Consider the following 15,026-nt stretch of genomic DNA (forward strand, 5'->3'; position numbering starts at 1 on the left):
AGCATGCGAATAGCCTTTGCTATATCCTCTTTGCTTGCTTTTTCTGCAAACAGCTCTTGCAATTGATCAAAAGCATCTAAGGCTATCTCTTCCTGCTGTTGTGTTAATTGGCTGCCATCCTTCAAAACAAATGGACCGCTCGGGGGTATCATTGCGTGAATATGCTTCAAAGTACCCTCGATTTCCGATATCCATGATGCTGTCTGCGATGCGTTCACCAATGCTTTTTTGCTTTTGAGTGCAATTTCCATAGTTGCCACCTTGTTGATTGATTTTATGATCTTTTGAATTCCTTACCCAATTACGCCATGTTGCTTGCCAATCGATTTTGGTTGCATTTGCTCCGGCTTTTGAACGCCAGTAATCTCGAAACTTTGCCATTTCGACTTTGATACGCTCTGGAGGCAAGCCCTCTGCAAGTGCAAAATCGTAATCAGGTTCGAAATCATCAGGCAATCGAGAGCCTCGATGAGCTTTTGAACGTTTTGGTTTTTTCGAAACGTTTTCTTGCTCGTGAATGGGAGGTTGTTTGGTTGCTATCGTTTCGATTTGTTCTGATGGGCTTTCAACATCAGCAACCTCTGTTGGCTCGTCAACCAAATCGTTTGTTTCCAAATCTTCAAAATCGATTTCTTTTTTTGATAAAACGATAGTTTTATTTTTTATATTATAATTGTTAGTGTTATTGTTTATGTTATATATAGAAGCATTATTAAGCATGTCATAAGCATCATGCTTAGTATCCTTAAGCATACCGTTAGCACCATGCTTAACAACGTTAGCATAATTTTTAGTATATTTTTCAGGGTTTTCAGGATCCTTAGCATCGTCACAAGCACCATTTTTATGTTTTTCCCATCTTGCTTTTGCTGCCTTTTGTGCTCTCTCTGATAATCTTTTTGACTGATATGCCTTCGATACCTTTTCTAAATTTTCATTACAGTTATTGAGTTCTTCTTCAACATCCAAACTCCACAAACGACCGTCTTCTGAAAGAATAATGTGTTTGGTTTCCAATAAAAGATCTAATGCTTTCTGAAATCTTTTAACTGAACAGCCAGCCAATAAAGATAATACTCGAAAATTCTTCGTAAGCGGTTCTCCGGTGCGAAGCATTTGAAATCGCAACTTGACATATATAAAACCTTCAAAAGAAGGCAAATGTGCAAGATCAAGAAGCCACTTGTCTGCAAAAAGCCTCGTCCACGGTATTTTACTGGACATATATCCCCCTTCTTTCCATAAGTATAAAATTGCTAAAGTATCTGCTTCATTATCGTCTTTAGGCGCATCCCTTTTGTACACACCGACTTAATCATTTTTTCTTTTGAGGTATGTCCCTTACTTGTCATTACTTTCTTAACTGTACCAAACGGAATGCTTTCATAGGAATTTGGTGATGTTCACACCAAGCTCTTAAGTGACCATCTGCACCGCAAATTGTCATCTTGTCTTGGTACTAGATTAAGATAAAGAATGGTTTGTGAATTAATGGATTATAATCCCCCTCAAGGCTATTGCGTATTTAAGCGTGCGACATAACAGAGCATATTGTGATTGTCTGTTTTGAAAAAGTAACCTCCCAACGATTTTCGAAAATTGGGGGAGATATGATGCAAGAATGGGTAAAGATATATCTTACAGGTTTAGTATCATTTCCTGTATTGCTTTTGGTAGCACTTATCTTAAGATACAAAGACCGTAAAGAAGCAGCCAAAATCCACAAAGAGGATTCAGAAACAGCTGCAAAAAAACGAGAAGAAGACAGAGAATAGATAACCAAATAATTTGCAGAAAACCAAAAACAAACTACAGCGCTTGAAAAGCAAGAAAAATTGACAAAAGATTTTACTGAATGGACAGAACAACATGTTGAAACTTTGTTACCTACTTCAAGATAATATCTAGCGTTCGAAAGGCTCTTAGAGCCACTAGACCACAAGAGTGGTATCTTATATAATGGATTTGTATTGAAGATTACAAATCTCACAAAAAGAAATATTGCAATAAGAAACGTAAAAATATCAGAACGCTGCTTCTTCGAATTTTTTGAATATACTGGTTGATTTACTAAGTGTTGATCTGATCTATCGCAAGATTCCGTCATCATTAAGAGAATAACTCCCAAACGCATTTCTTTAGATCCCAAAGAGATCAAATTAAATGCTACGGTATCACTTGCTTTAAATTTATTTCTTATACCTGCTGGTGAGTACATTGTTTTTACTTTCGATTAAGTTTTAGCGCTTCTGAATTCAATGGTTACAATATTGTAAATTGTACTCTTGAATACACTTTACCTGATAATCCAAAGAAGAATACATCACGGCTTGTTTCTGGGTGTCGCAACCACGTTTAAAAGTCGTTTATTGCAATTAAACAGATTTATTATGAAGTTGATCTCAAAACACAGCTGTTAATTCCCAATCCTTAAGTTGGGAATTTCTGAAGTCAAAATTAAATACATTCTCCTAGTAAGAGAAACTCAACCAATCTAGCTTCTCCTTTTTCGTTTTAAGCAGCTGATTTTATTATTTAACGCATCAATCAATCCCATTGTAAATCCAATTTTAATCTTTGCTTATAAACATTTTATTTTTTTCTTAATGAAAGTGGAAAGGTCTGCAAGTACTACTTACTGTTATTCAATTGTCTCGTCGCGCTCTACAAGAGTTATTTTATGCCATCTCATCCAACTATCAAATTTTGACATATGCCATTCTTCCACTAATCTATCTCCATTCTCGATTTTCATATTGCAACCTATTAATTTGCAGATTTGTGCGTAGAGTTTTTTCAATATTCCGTTTCTTATAGTCTTTATTCTTTAAGAGTGTGTATGGTGCTGCTGATAATCATTGTTATCTGTAGGAGCAGCAATAAAAGTGGGCATAGAGTTAGAGCTATCTTTTAATTTTTGCAGTTTGAGATAATTGATTACGGAGATAGTCCCTCTTTTTTCCCACTTACAGACAGCTGGTTGGGTTACACCAAGTGTTTTAGCCATTTCTGATTGTGTCCAATTAAATTTGACCCGTATTAACTTAGTCAAATTTTTAAAATCTTCTCGTTGTTTCATTTAAAAGCTCCAATTATAGCTTCTTAACCATTTATTCATATAATTATAGTTATATAAAGTCAAGTAAATTTACTTTTATCAACGATAAAAGAAATAGGGTAACAAAAGTATGAGTAATAAGTCTAATATCGTAAGTACATTAAAAAAGATTTTGACTGAGTTTAACTTAACGCAAGAAGATGTGGCAAAACGGCTGAACGTGACACAAGCTTCAGTGTCTAAGTGGTTAAAAGATTCTGATCCCCGTGGTTCTAACCGAGATGCCATTTTGGAATTATATAGAGAATTAAAAGGGGAGAACCACTTAACAACTTTTGTTCCGCTTATGGGGTATATCGGAGCGGGAACACAGATAGATCCAAGCTTTGAACAAATCCCAGAAGACGGTCTTGAACAAGTAGAAATTCCTTTTGCCTTACCTGATGATATGGTTGCTTTTGAAGTTAAAGGAGATTCTATGCTTCCAGCGTATAAAAATGGAGATATGGTTATTGTAAGACGGCGTCAAATCAAAACGATAGAATCCTTCTTTGGGAAAGAAGCTGTTGTTCTCACACATGATAATAAAAGATACATAAAGCAGATTAGCAGAGGGATGAATGGTGAGATAGATTTACTTTCTTGGAATGCGCTTCCCATTAAGAATGTTAAAATTGCATGGATTGGAGAAATTTTTGCTATCTTACCAATAAATTCTTACAGTAAAATAGCTCGATATTATCGTTAATTATTAGCTATATTAAAAAATGCTTTCCTCTTCTTATTTTGCAAGATGTTATAATAATTTTTATAAAAATATAACTTTTTATAATTTTTTGCTTGCTAATTTATAATTATAGTTATATAAATATATAAAAATTAACACAAACAACCGCCAAGAGGCGTTAGGGAGGGGAAATCATGGAAAAGCCAATTCTTATTAATCCTGATGAAATTTTATTAGTTGTCTACGATGATGATCAACACATTGCTCAGTCAGGATCACTTGATGCAGGTCAAGTTCAGGCAATTATTGATGAGGCAGATGATGCAATACAAATCCTTCGTGTGAATCCTTTTGAAAATAGTTGTGAAGATATCTCTGAAGAGATTGCAGAAGCATATGTAGAAGAAAATATTGAACGTCTCGATGAGGATAGTGAGGTTCATTACTTTATACGCGAAAGTGATGCTTACAATAGATTTTTAGATGATTTAGCACAGCAAGAATATGATGACGAAATTTATGGCACCTATGAAGAGCAGAATCGTTTACGTCTTAGTGATGTCATTTAAACTCTAAAGGCATTTGTAAAACCCTCTCTTTTTTTCCATCAATAACTAATTAGAGTAAACTTATGAACGCATACGGCACTAATAAGAATAGTGAAGGGTATCTCATACCTAAAAACGAGGTAGATAACAAAATCGGTTATGTCCAAATGGTCAATGCCTATGTCATGCATAGACGCTTACATTTGAAACAAGATTTTTTCACGTGGGTTAATGATTGTGTTAAAAAATTTGCTCTGAAAGAAAGCGTGGATTTTGTTTTTACAAAACAAGAATGGAACAGACAAAAGATTTGTCAAAAATCTGCAATAAAAGCAGATAAAACCAATAATCATTACTTCAAAATTTATACAAAAAAGAAAGTTTCTACAGCGGAATGCCGTAGGAACCTAAGCTATATATCAAATCTTCTATTTTCATTAATTGAGGAGGTGATGATGCAAAACTTTATGAGAACATCTGAAAAGATACGAGCTTCTTGAAAGGAGTTCATTATGCATAATCTTATGACACTTGCAGAAAACAATTCTAATAACCAAACCGTTCAAACTATGTCTAGTCGTGAAATTGCAGAGTTATGCGGTAAAAGACATGAGCATGTGATGTGTGATATCAAGAAAATGCTTGAAGAACTTAACGACCTCAAATTTGGGATGGTTGATTTTAATAGTTATTATCTTGATAGCAAAGGTGAAAGACGCCCTTGTTATAATCTCCTAAAGTATGAATGTTTAATTCTCATATCTGGTTACAGCACTGCTTTACGCGCAAAAATAATGGACCGTTGGCAAAAATTGGAAAAGCGAGTGGCGGTTTCACAAATCGACTATTCAAGTCCAAAAACTATGATTGGATTTCTGAATTATCGACAAGGGCAAATAGATCAAAAAGACATCATCATTGAAGATTTAAAACCAAAAGCAATGGCTCTTGAAAGTTTACAGCGCCATGATGGGCTCTTCGGTTTTAGAGAAGCCGCTAAAATACTCGAGATGCAACCAAAACAATTCATTCAGTTTTTACAGCAAAAAGGTTAGGTTTATAGACGTGCAGCAGGTGAAAATTTGCTACCGTATCAAGACAAAACCCAAAAATAACTTATGGATTGTCCAACGATCACACTTCAAATCCCAAATGGAATAGAAAAAGTCATTCCTTACGCAAAAATTACCACAAAAGGCATGGGGCTTTTGTCTCAAGAACTTAAATTACAAAGCATGCATTAATAATGAAAATGATCTTGGTGGATTTATCGGCATGAAGGCAAGCTAAATTATGAGGATGAGTGTTGGGGTGCAGGGAAGCTTGGGTTTATGGGGACATCGAGGTTTTTGGTAACGCTGAGATTGTTGGTGGTGCTTGTATTGAACAGGATGCTAAGTGTTTGATTATGCGATAGTTTGTGGTTGTGCATTTATGAATGGGAAAGCTAAAATTTATAACAGTCCATTGATTTCCATCAGAGCAAAATTGGGGGGAAATAGTGAAATGTGTGGTGATTCATTTATTCAGGAAAACGCAGAGATTATTAATGATGGAATTCCCTCAACAGGTGAGAGACAATAAATCATGTATAAATATGAAGTTAAACCTATTTTGTGTTCGCAGTTAGTTGTGAGAAATACTCATAATTTAGATGAAATTTGTATCACTATCTCTGGAGATAAGGGGGAATTCTACGTAAATAGCATAATTCCTAAAGACAAAATCAATACCTTTTTAAGTGAAGATAATGTGGTGCAAATGGAACTTATAAAATCACAATGCTTTGCATTTTCACACGAATTAGACCGTTTACGTGTACTGGATTTGAAATGATAGCACCAAATTAAGATGGATCTTTCTTGTTGACGCATATTTTAATCATTGTGCATATATCAAATGCATTCCAATTGATCGGATTGTACAACCTGTAAAGACAAAACTCTAATAATACCAAACAATTTTTAACATGTGCGTGATTCACGCCACGGGGGAGTTGTGTGCAAATATGAGGAAACAAAAATGAATGAGTTAAATACCACAAAAACTGAATTAATAAAAAAAACAAGCGATTGTAGAATTAAACCTACAGCTATGGAGCTCATTCTAGACAAAAGATTAAAAAATGATATCGACATGGATCGTTTAGAGTGCCTCATTGCATTGCGAGAAAAAGAAAGAGAACGACAAAGCGGTCAAAATTTTGACCATGATCTTTCCGCTATACAAATGGAATATCAAGAAATACAAAAAAACGCTACAAACACCCATACAAATAGCCAATATACGACGCTTGATCAGTATATTGATACAGCAAAGGATATTCTTTCAAAATACCACTTTACTTTGTTTTTTTGTATCAAAGAACAGAGTGCAGACAGTGTAATTATAGAAATGACTTTAAAACATTCATCTGGAAAAAACATATCAATAGAAGGCAGATTTTCCCTTGACGTAAAAGGAAGAAAATTAGACATACTATCGGTTGGTTCTACTATCACCTACGCACAGCGATACCTGTTAAGTATGCTTCTTAATGTTGCAAGCAAAGAAGATGTGAGCCAACAAAATGATACAGATGGGAATAAGCCTATTAAAAAAGCTTCTCCGCGGCAGATCAATGAAATCAGAACCCTCATAGAACAAACCCAATCACAAAAAGCAAAGGAACTTAATTATATCAAAGTCAAAAAACTTGATGATATGTTTGATAGACAAGCACAAATGGTATTGCATCTTTTGAAAGAGAAACAAAAGACCACGAAACAACAATTTCTCCCACAACAAGAGCAAATAGACGCTCCTATACAAGATGCCCAATATTTTCATATCCAAGATATCGAATATGTATCAACACAACAAAAACAACAAATGGCGGTGTGAGATGGAACAAAGAACAGCAGAGTGGTTTCAAGCCCGTTTAGGTAAAGTCACTGCTTCGAATATTTATAACATACTCAGTAAAACAGTTAAAGGATCGCCTACAAGCAAATATGAGGACTACAAAATAAAGCTTATGACAGAGCGATTAACAGGGGAAATAAGTCAATCTTATACTATACCTGCTATGCAATGGGGCGTTAAATATGATGAGAATGCACTAAAAGAATATGAATTCATTTATGGTACAGAGGTCACAAAGTGTGGATTTATCCAACATCCTACAATGGAAATGGCCGGAGCAAGCCCTGATGGGCTTGTTGGTGAAGATGGTTTGGTTGCGATTAAATGTCTACAATCAATCCACCATCTACGCTTTTATATGGATGGCAATATCAAGCCTGAATATATCGCACAAATGCAATTCCAAATGGCTTGTACGGGACGCAAATGGTGTCATTTCATTAGTTTTGATCCGCATTTTGTAGGCAGATCATCTCATTTGCGCATGAAAATTAAACGCGTTGACCGTGATGACAAACATATTGAAGAAATCAATCAAGCTGTCGCAGTCTTTTTAGGGGAAATAGAGCGAGACCTGAAGCAGATCTTGACACAAGCTGCTTGAAGTTATGGGGATCTCTTTTTTTCCTGCACTAACCAACCATTTACATAAGGCAATGAAATATGTGTAACACCAAACATGCCGTCATTCACTCTAATAAAGCTGAGAAACCTTATTTTTTATCATTGGCTATGAAGGAAAATCGTTAGACCATTATCTGAATTGCTACATAGAAGATAATATCAAAATTTTGTATGATGTTCGTAAAAATCCAATAAATAGAAACATGGTTTTTCGAAAAGACAATTAGAGAAAGCTATAGCAACATTGGCATTCAATCACATGCCGGCACTTGAAATGGCTTCTAAAAAAAGACGCAATCTGAAAACAGAAAAGATTATGAACATCTTTTTGAAGATTACCAAAAGACAACTCTTAAAAATAATATTCATGCAATAGAAAAATTATACTAGCTTTTTGGGGACAAAAGAGGTGTTGCAATTACTTGCTTTGAATCTGATGTGTGCATGTGTCATCGGGGGAAAATTGCCTTGGCTGTTACACAATTACAAGGTTGGAAATATGAAATGAAACACATCTAACAAATAAATTTGTAAATTTTAAATACGGGGGTGTTTCTTAGCCGCTCACTTATTTACATAACATAAAAAAGAGAAAGGTAATGAGATGATATTTGATGATGGCGATAGATATGTAACGACACGTGAGTGTGCACAGCTTTTTAGCGTATCAACGACAACGATTCGCAATTGGGTTCTTCAAGGTGTATTTCCAAAGCCATACAAGCTGGGGAGAGCAGTGAGGTGGAGAAAGAAAGAGATCTTAGCCTTTACTCCAGAGAAAAATACGGAGCAAATAACAACAAATTAGATAAAATTGTATAAACTGTAGAAGGTGGTCTGAAAGGTGGTCTAAAAATGATTGTTTAAAGGAAAAATCTATATATTTCACTGCGATAAGAACAAAAAGTGGTGCCGCATGCCGGATTCGAACCAGCGACCCCATCATTACGAATGATGTGCTCTACCAACTGAGCTAATGCGGCATGAACTTGTACATTAAATGAAATAAAACGCCAGCTCGAGGGTAATAGCCAAAACTCTACATAAAAGCAAGTATGCATTTTTTCAATAATGTATAAGATGTGGTTATGATTGAGATCACCAGAGAGTATGAAGGTTAAGACAAGAACAGTATTTTGATCTTGATAGCATAAAGTGCATTTCAAATTACTTCTTATTCAAATTGAGAAATGAATATGAAAAGAACCTCTCTGAGGTGGAAAGTGATATGAAGAATATCCTCGTAAAGATATTTACTGCTTTTGTGAAAAAAGAGAAATTTATTGGGCAAGTGATTAGAAGGGGGAGGTAAAAAATATCATGAACTTTTATGCTGTGAGAATAAGATTAGTGGAATTGGTAGAAAAGTTATTTCTCATTCTTATAGAAAGAGGGATAAAAGGGATAATTTATAAAAGATGTTTTTTATTTAACGTGGAGTAAGAACTATGGCAGATGAAGATCGATTGGTAGAATTAGAAATGAAATTAACTTACCAAGAAAAGTTTATTGATGAGCTTTCTAGTATTGTAACTGATCAATGGAAAAGTTTAAATGAGATATCTAAAAAAGTAGATGTGTTAACGAAGCGATTTTCAGATTTAGAAGAACTGGGTGTATTTGAAGCTGTTATTTTGCCATTTCCTCGTCAATGAGGACTTATATTTATCTTAAAGCGTTCATTTTGTTAGAATCCATCTTGTTAGATATGTAAGTGATTTTTATAAGCTTTATAAATTTCTCACGATTTTAAGAAATTTGAATCTTATAAGGATTAGTGACAGTATTAAGAGTTTTTTTCTCTATAACGTCTATGCTGCTAAAAACAAAAGACTTTTGGAGGGAATACATGAACGATTGTAGGCTGTTTTACGAGCTGCTGAGGGATTGAATGAGGGAACGCACTGCTTTTGATGAATACACATTAAGGTGAAACTACGGCTAATCAAGAGTCATCATTAAGTGAATGCACATGTTTATAATAAGGCATTTATCTATTTCTCTTATCAAAATAGTCTTTAGCTATTTTGATAGAATAGAGTTTTTTCAAAGTGTACTGATTGCATATAGCACAATAAATTTTAGAAGAATCTTTTCAAGATTAACATCAAATATATTCCGCTTTTAAGTGTACAATATTTTGTGAAAAGGTTTTGGTTTTTCGTGATTCAGGATACAAAGTGCTATTGCGAAAGTACCAAAGATAGACCATACTGGTAAATAAGTGAGAGTAATGCAAACAGAGGACAGGAAACTTGGTATGGTCTTACTGATAGACTGATTAAGTCCATAGATATCTGTTTGCAGAAGATTTGCTAATATTTTATTTAAGGGAGTGATCGTCCAATGTGATGAGCTCATGGAGTTTACGCTATCAATGACAAAGACTACAATTGTTAGTGTAACGAAAATGAAAGCCATGAATTTAAGTAAAGGGCGAAGCATATTTTTTCCTATAACTTTAATAGAACAACCGTATAATGCACAAAAAAACAAGAAGTTGCATTATGACAAGGGAGTGAATTTATACTTTCTGTTGGGAATTCTATTACAGATATTCTTAGCTTCTTGTATAAAGGTTAAAATCAATATCAAGGGGGAAAGGGAGGAAGCGTGTGTAATGATGCGAAGAATGAATTGAAGCGTAATCTTCAAAATCGCCACATTCAAATGATTGCTTTGGGTGGTGTTATTGGGACAGGGCTTTTTTATGGCTCAACAGAGGCAATACAATTAGCGGGGCCCTCAGCCATTGTGGCTTATCTTGTGGGGGGGCTTATTATATATTTCATTATGCGCATGCTTGGTGAAATGTCAGTAGAAGAACCAACATCGGGTGCTTTTAGTTTCTTTGCTTATAAATATTGGGGAAGGTTAGCTGGTTTCATAACAGGTTGGAATTATTGGTTTCTTTATATTCTTGTCAGCATGACTGAGCTTACAGTGATCGGATTTTACCTCGATCATTGGATTTTGATTGCTCATTGGAAGTCATCCTTCATTGTTCTTTTGTTCGTTACATTAGTGAATTTATCAAATGTTCGTTTTTATGGAGAATTTGAATTTGGTTGTGCTTTGATCAAAATTTCCGCTGTTATTGGGATGATTATTTTGGGGATTTTTCTCATTGTCACTGGAATAGGAGAAAATCAAGCGAGAGTTCATTATCTTTGGGATCATGGCGGTTTTTTTCCTTATGGAGCAATAGGGGTTGTTTTAGCGACTTCTGTCGTAATGTTTTCTTTTGGAGGGACAGAGCTTATTGGTATTGCAGCTGGAGAGGCATCCAATCCACAAAAAACAATTCCAGCAGCTATTCGCCAAGTTATGTGGAGGATTATAATTTTTTATATTGGTTCTATCAGCGTTATTATGATCATCAGTCCGTGGAATATGATTGGAAAAAACGGTAGTCCTTTTGTTACAATTTTTGAAACTGTAGGAATTCCTGCGGCTGGCCATATTTTAAATTTTGTGGTTATTATGGCCGCTATTTCTGTTTACAATAGTGGCATTTATTCTAATGGCCGTATGCTTTATAGTTTAGCTATACAAAAGAATGCACCACATATTTTCAGTAAATTAAGTACTGCTCGTGTTCCTTATATTGCTATTCTTTTTTCATCGTTCTGTACGGCGACAATCGTTGTTGTGAACGCCCTTGTTCCTGATAATAGTTTTATGCGAATTATGGCTCTTGCAACGGCAGCAGCGCTTATTACTTGGGCTATTATTATTATTGTTCATTTGAAATTTAGAAAGGCACACAGGAACAGAAAAGGGAATTTTAGTTACGCATTTGGTTTCTATCCTTATGCCAACTATTTTTGCCTTTGTTTTCTTGCTTTATTATTTTGTATTATGTTTGTCAGTGGCTTTGGGAAAAATGGATTAATGGCTCGACTTTTTGACATGATGGGAATGAGAGTGTCTTCTCTTGAAAAATATATCCCTGAACAGATGCCTGATATGAGTTTGGCAGTTATTATTATTCCGATATGGTGTTTGTTTTTATTTTTAGGCTATAAACTTAAGCGTTAACGATAGAATAGGTAATATAAAGGGATTGATTGGAATAAATCTTGGGGATTATAAGGTTTGATAAGGTGACACAAGTCTTTGGTGATTTGTGTGTTTTAAGGGGTATTTCTGTAGAGCTTACCGAAAGACGAATAGCCGTTATTGGTGCGAATGGTTCTGGAAAAAGTACATTTGTTCGTCTTATCAATGGGTTACAATTACCGTCGCATGGTTCTGTAAGCGTTGATGGGCTTGATACAAAGCGCGATGCAAAGGCGGTAAAACGTAAAGTAGGATTTGTTTTTCAAAATCCTGATAATCAAATTGTTTTACCATTAGTGGAAGAAGATTTGTCTTTTGGTCTCAAAAATCTAAAACTGAGTAAAGATGAAATTAAAAAGCGTATAGATGAAATTTTACAGCGCTATGATCTTCAAGCTTTTAGAGATCACCCAGTTCATTTATTAAGCGGTGGACAAAAACAACTTGTTGCCATTTCCAGTGTAGTAGCAATGAAACCAGACTATATTGTTTTTGATGAGCCAACGACATTACTTGATTTGCGAAATAAGCGCCGTGTTACACAGGTTATAGAAGAGTTATCACAAACAGCGATTGTTGTATCACATGACTTGGAATTCCTCAAAAAATTTGATAGAGTGCTTGTTTTTGAGAGAGGGGAGATAGCAATTGATGATGTACCTTTTGTTGCTATCAAGGAGTATATAAGAAGAATGTCATGATCAGTTTATATATTCCAAGGGGTACCTTTATTCATAGGCTTAGTCCGTGGGTTAAATTATTATTTCTTACGGTGTGTGGAACCACTATAATAATGGTTTCATCCATACTGCTTCTTGGGCTATTTTTATTACTTGTAGTCTTATTCTATAGAGTCGCCAAGATTCCTTTGAGTACTGTGATAAAGCAGTTTAAATCGATAGGATTACTTTTAGTTCTTCTCTTTGCATTTCAGACTCTTTTTAGCAGTCTGTTTACAGGGGTGGAGGTTGTATTACGCCTTGTTATCCTTTTTTCTTTATCATCACTTATTTCATTTACAACCAAAGTTTCAGATATGGTGGCTTCAATTGAAGCAGGGCTTCAGCCATTTCGGTGTTTTGGTATAAATCCATCAAAAGTAAGTATGATTATCTCTATGGCTATCCGCTTTATTCCTCTTTTGAGGGAAAAGTTTAATGAAGTGCGTGAAGCACAGCAAGCACGCGGACTGAATACGAATATTGTCGCTCTTGCAATACCTTTAATTATACGAACCATAAGAATGGCTTCAGAAGTAGCAGAAGCATTGGAAGCGCGTTCTTATGATACTGATCGATAAGATATCGAGTAGTCATTAAAGTTATTTCATAATGAAAGGATTATAAATGAATACAAAAGACTTAGCTTATATTGCTTTATTTGCTGCTATTTATGCTGTTTTGGGCCTTTTCCCTCCTATTTATCTTCCTTTTTTTCTTGGGGTTCCTATTACCGCTCAGTCGATGGGACCAATGTTAGCAGGATCTATACTTGGGGCGAAAAGGGGTTTTTTAGCGTCACTTCTTTTTCTTATCCTTGTTGCGATTGGATTGCCTCTATTACCTGGTGGTCGTGGTGGAATCAGCGTCTTTTCAGGAATTGCTAGTGGTTATCTAATAGCTTTTCCATTTGCTGCATTTTTTATTGGTTTAATGGTCGAATTGTTCTGGCAACGGTTAAATTTTATAACATTATTTGTGATAAATGCTGTAGGTGGTATAGGAGTTATTTATGCTTTCGGTGTTCCATGGACAGCATATATGACGAAAATCTCTTTACTAAAGGCTTTAATAGCGTCATCGGGTTTTTTGATAGGTGATAGTTTAAAAGTGCTGATCGCATCCTTTGTTGCATTTGCAATTAAAAGATCTGTTCCTCTCATTTATACAAAGAAAGATTAGTTTTTATTTTAATATTATTAAAATAAAGGAGAGATTATTGATATATATAATATTATATAAGTAATTATCGTTTTATTGTATAATAAAAATGTTTATAATATTTTATTAATTCATCAAAAATCATTGATTTTGTAATTTTTTATTATATTATATGATTTATATATTTAAATTAATTTAAGATATTTCTCATGCTATAGAAATATATTCTTAACGCAGGAAGTTATGATTGATCAATGATAACAATAATTAGAGATTATTTCATAATGAAGGAATGGTTTAGTGAATACAAAAGATCTAACTTATATTGCTCTATTTGCTGCTATTTACGCTGTTTTGAGTCTTTTTCCACCTATTCATCTGCCTTTTTTGCTGGGGGTACCTATTACAGCTCAGTCTATGGCTCCGATGTTATCAGGATCTATACTTGGGGCAAAAAGAGGAGCTTTAGCATCGCTTCTTTTCCTAGTTCTTATTGCAATTGGATTGCCTCTATTGCCAGGGGGGCGTGGTGGAATCAGTGTTTTTTCAGGTGTCACCAGTGGTTATTTAATCAGTTTTCCATTTGCGGCATTTTTTATTGGCTTTATGGTTGAGTTATTTTGGAAACGGTTAAATTTTATACTATTATTTTTGATAAATACGGTAGGTGGTATTGGAATTGTCTATTCTTTTGGAATACCGTGGGTGGCTTATATGACACAGGCTTCTTTGCTCACAGTTTTAATAAGTTCATTAGGTTTGTTAATTGGTGCTTTTATAAAAGTGCTGATTGCGTCTTTCGTTGCGCTTGCGATTAAAAAATCTATTCCTCTCATTACCTCAAAGGAAAAGTAGTTCTCTTTTAAATTGAAATATTGTACCGCAGCTCATACAAAGACATAAAGAGAAAATACGATAAAAGCCTCTTCTCTTATTCTCGTGTTTTGTAATAAGCGGATAATATAATAGGGTGAAATGGTATTATTGTACAGTTCTTAAGTGTTTATCTAAAAAGAGATGCATATAAAACATGCAACAGATTACTCTTTAAGAAATATAAAAATTACAAAAAAAAATTTATAAATAACATAGGCTATTTTTATTTATTTGAAATTAAATTACTTTAAAAATGAAATCTTTTTTGAACACAAATTTTGAATGTTTTTGTTATTCTAAAAGCAATTTATTATACAATTATAAATGAACATTTATCAACTTTGCTT

At 34.5% G+C, this 15,026-nt stretch carries 17 protein-coding genes, 1 tRNA gene and 2 pseudogenes; 15 read left to right on the forward strand and 5 right to left on the reverse strand.

The genetic code is table 11. The features are described 5' to 3' along the window. Positions 1-66: 66 nt before the first annotated feature. Positions 67-1,224, reverse strand: a complete 1,158-nt coding sequence (locus tag PVV64_RS07550) for a DUF1376 domain-containing protein (RefSeq protein ID WP_273760491.1) — start codon at positions 1,222-1,224, stop codon at positions 67-69. 3 nt (positions 1,225-1,227) lie between these two features. Next, positions 1,228-1,420 (reverse strand): annotated as a pseudogene (locus PVV64_RS07555) (hypothetical protein); the annotation flags it as partial. A gap of 133 nt (positions 1,421-1,553) precedes the next feature. Here PVV64_RS07555 and PVV64_RS07560 point away from each other — a divergent pair. Continuing rightward, on the forward strand, positions 1,554-1,775 hold the full coding sequence (locus tag PVV64_RS07560; RefSeq protein ID WP_273760453.1) for a hypothetical protein: 222 nt from the start codon (positions 1,554-1,556) through the stop codon (positions 1,773-1,775). A 1,052-nt stretch (positions 1,776-2,827) separates the two neighbouring features. Here the strand turns inward: PVV64_RS07560 and PVV64_RS07565 are convergent. After that, positions 2,828-3,079, reverse strand: coding sequence for a helix-turn-helix transcriptional regulator (locus PVV64_RS07565; protein WP_273760454.1), 252 nt, complete (start codon positions 3,077-3,079; stop codon positions 2,828-2,830). A gap of 109 nt (positions 3,080-3,188) precedes the next feature. Between PVV64_RS07565 and PVV64_RS07570 the strand changes: the two genes are divergently transcribed. The 8 genes and pseudogenes from PVV64_RS07570 to PVV64_RS07605 all read left to right on the forward strand — a co-directional run bounded on the left by PVV64_RS07570 (position 3,189) and on the right by PVV64_RS07605 (position 8,669). Then, complete coding sequence (locus tag PVV64_RS07570) at positions 3,189-3,806, forward strand: XRE family transcriptional regulator (protein ID WP_273760455.1); 618 nt, start codon at positions 3,189-3,191, stop codon at positions 3,804-3,806. A 173-nt stretch (positions 3,807-3,979) separates the two neighbouring features. Continuing rightward, positions 3,980-4,354 (forward strand): hypothetical protein, encoded by a 375-nt coding sequence (locus PVV64_RS07575; RefSeq protein ID WP_273760456.1) that lies wholly within the window; start codon positions 3,980-3,982, stop codon positions 4,352-4,354. A 62-nt stretch (positions 4,355-4,416) separates the two neighbouring features. Then, a complete protein-coding gene (locus PVV64_RS07580) occupies positions 4,417-4,833 on the forward strand; it encodes an antA/AntB antirepressor family protein (RefSeq protein WP_273760457.1) in 417 nt (138 codons plus the stop codon). A gap of 12 nt (positions 4,834-4,845) precedes the next feature. Further along, a pseudogene (locus PVV64_RS07585) lies at positions 4,846-5,577 on the forward strand (phage antirepressor KilAC domain-containing protein). A gap of 154 nt (positions 5,578-5,731) precedes the next feature. After that, entirely contained in the window at positions 5,732-5,917 is a 186-nt protein-coding gene (locus PVV64_RS07590; protein WP_273760458.1) for a hypothetical protein, read from the forward strand. Positions 5,918-6,355: 438 nt separating this feature from the next. Beyond that, positions 6,356-7,216, forward strand: coding sequence for an ERF family protein (locus PVV64_RS07595; protein WP_273760459.1), 861 nt, complete (start codon positions 6,356-6,358; stop codon positions 7,214-7,216). A gap of 1 nt (position 7,217) precedes the next feature. Then, positions 7,218-7,841 carry a lambda exonuclease family protein gene (locus tag PVV64_RS07600; RefSeq protein ID WP_273760460.1) on the forward strand — a complete coding sequence of 208 codons (624 nt, stop codon included), beginning with the start codon at positions 7,218-7,220 and terminating at the stop codon, positions 7,839-7,841. Positions 7,842-8,465: 624 nt separating this feature from the next. Then, positions 8,466-8,669, forward strand: coding sequence for an AlpA family transcriptional regulator (locus PVV64_RS07605; RefSeq protein WP_034454822.1), 204 nt, complete (start codon positions 8,466-8,468; stop codon positions 8,667-8,669). A gap of 99 nt (positions 8,670-8,768) precedes the next feature. Here the strand turns inward: PVV64_RS07605 and PVV64_RS07610 are convergent. After that, positions 8,769-8,844, reverse strand: a tRNA-Thr gene (locus tag PVV64_RS07610). A 465-nt stretch (positions 8,845-9,309) separates the two neighbouring features. On the opposite strand from PVV64_RS07610, the gene PVV64_RS07615 reads away from it, so the two are divergent. Then, positions 9,310-9,516, forward strand: coding sequence for a SlyX family protein (locus tag PVV64_RS07615; RefSeq protein ID WP_273760461.1), 207 nt, complete (start codon positions 9,310-9,312; stop codon positions 9,514-9,516). 469 nt (positions 9,517-9,985) lie between these two features. On the opposite strand, the gene PVV64_RS07620 is transcribed toward PVV64_RS07615, so the two are convergent. Then, positions 9,986-10,306 (reverse strand): hypothetical protein, encoded by a 321-nt coding sequence (locus PVV64_RS07620; RefSeq protein WP_273760462.1) that lies wholly within the window; start codon positions 10,304-10,306, stop codon positions 9,986-9,988. Between the two features lie 225 nt (positions 10,307-10,531). Between PVV64_RS07620 and PVV64_RS07625 the strand changes: the two genes are divergently transcribed. From PVV64_RS07625 to PVV64_RS07645, 5 genes are all read left to right on the forward strand, one after another. Next, a complete protein-coding gene (locus PVV64_RS07625) occupies positions 10,532-11,902 on the forward strand; it encodes an amino acid permease (protein WP_275064796.1) in 1,371 nt (456 codons plus the stop codon). A gap of 41 nt (positions 11,903-11,943) precedes the next feature. Further along, positions 11,944-12,624: an energy-coupling factor ABC transporter ATP-binding protein gene (locus PVV64_RS07630; protein WP_273760464.1), complete on the forward strand. Its 681-nt coding sequence runs from the start codon at positions 11,944-11,946 to the stop codon at positions 12,622-12,624. After that, complete coding sequence (locus PVV64_RS07635; RefSeq protein ID WP_273760465.1) at positions 12,621-13,223, forward strand: energy-coupling factor transporter transmembrane protein EcfT; 603 nt, start codon at positions 12,621-12,623, stop codon at positions 13,221-13,223. The genes PVV64_RS07630 and PVV64_RS07635 overlap by 4 nt, the downstream gene beginning before the upstream one ends. Before the next feature lie 46 nt (positions 13,224-13,269). Then, complete coding sequence (locus tag PVV64_RS07640; protein ID WP_273760466.1) at positions 13,270-13,824, forward strand: biotin transporter BioY; 555 nt, start codon at positions 13,270-13,272, stop codon at positions 13,822-13,824. Positions 13,825-14,103: 279 nt separating this feature from the next. Beyond that, positions 14,104-14,658: a biotin transporter BioY gene (locus PVV64_RS07645; RefSeq protein WP_273760467.1), complete on the forward strand. Its 555-nt coding sequence runs from the start codon at positions 14,104-14,106 to the stop codon at positions 14,656-14,658. Positions 14,659-15,026: the final 368 nt, after the last annotated feature.

The organism is Bartonella sp. ML70XJBT.G, from assembly GCF_028618575.1.
In the GTDB taxonomy this organism is placed as follows: Bacteria; Pseudomonadota; Alphaproteobacteria; order Rhizobiales; family Rhizobiaceae; genus Bartonella.

Excerpts from the sequence above, each read along its gene's own strand:
- PVV64_RS07595 (WP_273760459.1), top strand. The coding sequence starts at position 6,356 with ATGAATGAGTTAAATACCACAAAAACTGAATTAATAAAAAAAACAAGC.
- PVV64_RS07570 (WP_273760455.1), top strand. The coding sequence starts at position 3,189 with ATGAGTAATAAGTCTAATATCGTAAGTACATTAAAAAAGATTTTGACT.
- PVV64_RS07640 (WP_273760466.1), top strand. The coding sequence starts at position 13,270 with ATGAATACAAAAGACTTAGCTTATATTGCTTTATTTGCTGCTATTTAT.
- PVV64_RS07565 (WP_273760454.1), bottom strand. The coding sequence starts at position 3,079 with ATGAAACAACGAGAAGATTTTAAAAATTTGACTAAGTTAATACGGGTC.
- PVV64_RS07575 (WP_273760456.1), top strand. The coding sequence starts at position 3,980 with ATGGAAAAGCCAATTCTTATTAATCCTGATGAAATTTTATTAGTTGTC.
- PVV64_RS07625 (WP_275064796.1), top strand. The coding sequence starts at position 10,532 with ATGATTGCTTTGGGTGGTGTTATTGGGACAGGGCTTTTTTATGGCTCA.
- PVV64_RS07580 (WP_273760457.1), top strand. The coding sequence starts at position 4,417 with ATGAACGCATACGGCACTAATAAGAATAGTGAAGGGTATCTCATACCT.
- PVV64_RS07615 (WP_273760461.1), top strand. The coding sequence starts at position 9,310 with ATGGCAGATGAAGATCGATTGGTAGAATTAGAAATGAAATTAACTTAC.
- PVV64_RS07605 (WP_034454822.1), top strand. The coding sequence starts at position 8,466 with ATGATATTTGATGATGGCGATAGATATGTAACGACACGTGAGTGTGCA.
- PVV64_RS07600 (WP_273760460.1), top strand. The coding sequence starts at position 7,218 with ATGGAACAAAGAACAGCAGAGTGGTTTCAAGCCCGTTTAGGTAAAGTC.
- PVV64_RS07550 (WP_273760491.1), bottom strand. The coding sequence starts at position 1,224 with ATGTCCAGTAAAATACCGTGGACGAGGCTTTTTGCAGACAAGTGGCTT.
- PVV64_RS07635 (WP_273760465.1), top strand. The coding sequence starts at position 12,621 with ATGATCAGTTTATATATTCCAAGGGGTACCTTTATTCATAGGCTTAGT.
- PVV64_RS07620 (WP_273760462.1), bottom strand. The coding sequence starts at position 10,306 with ATGCTTCGCCCTTTACTTAAATTCATGGCTTTCATTTTCGTTACACTA.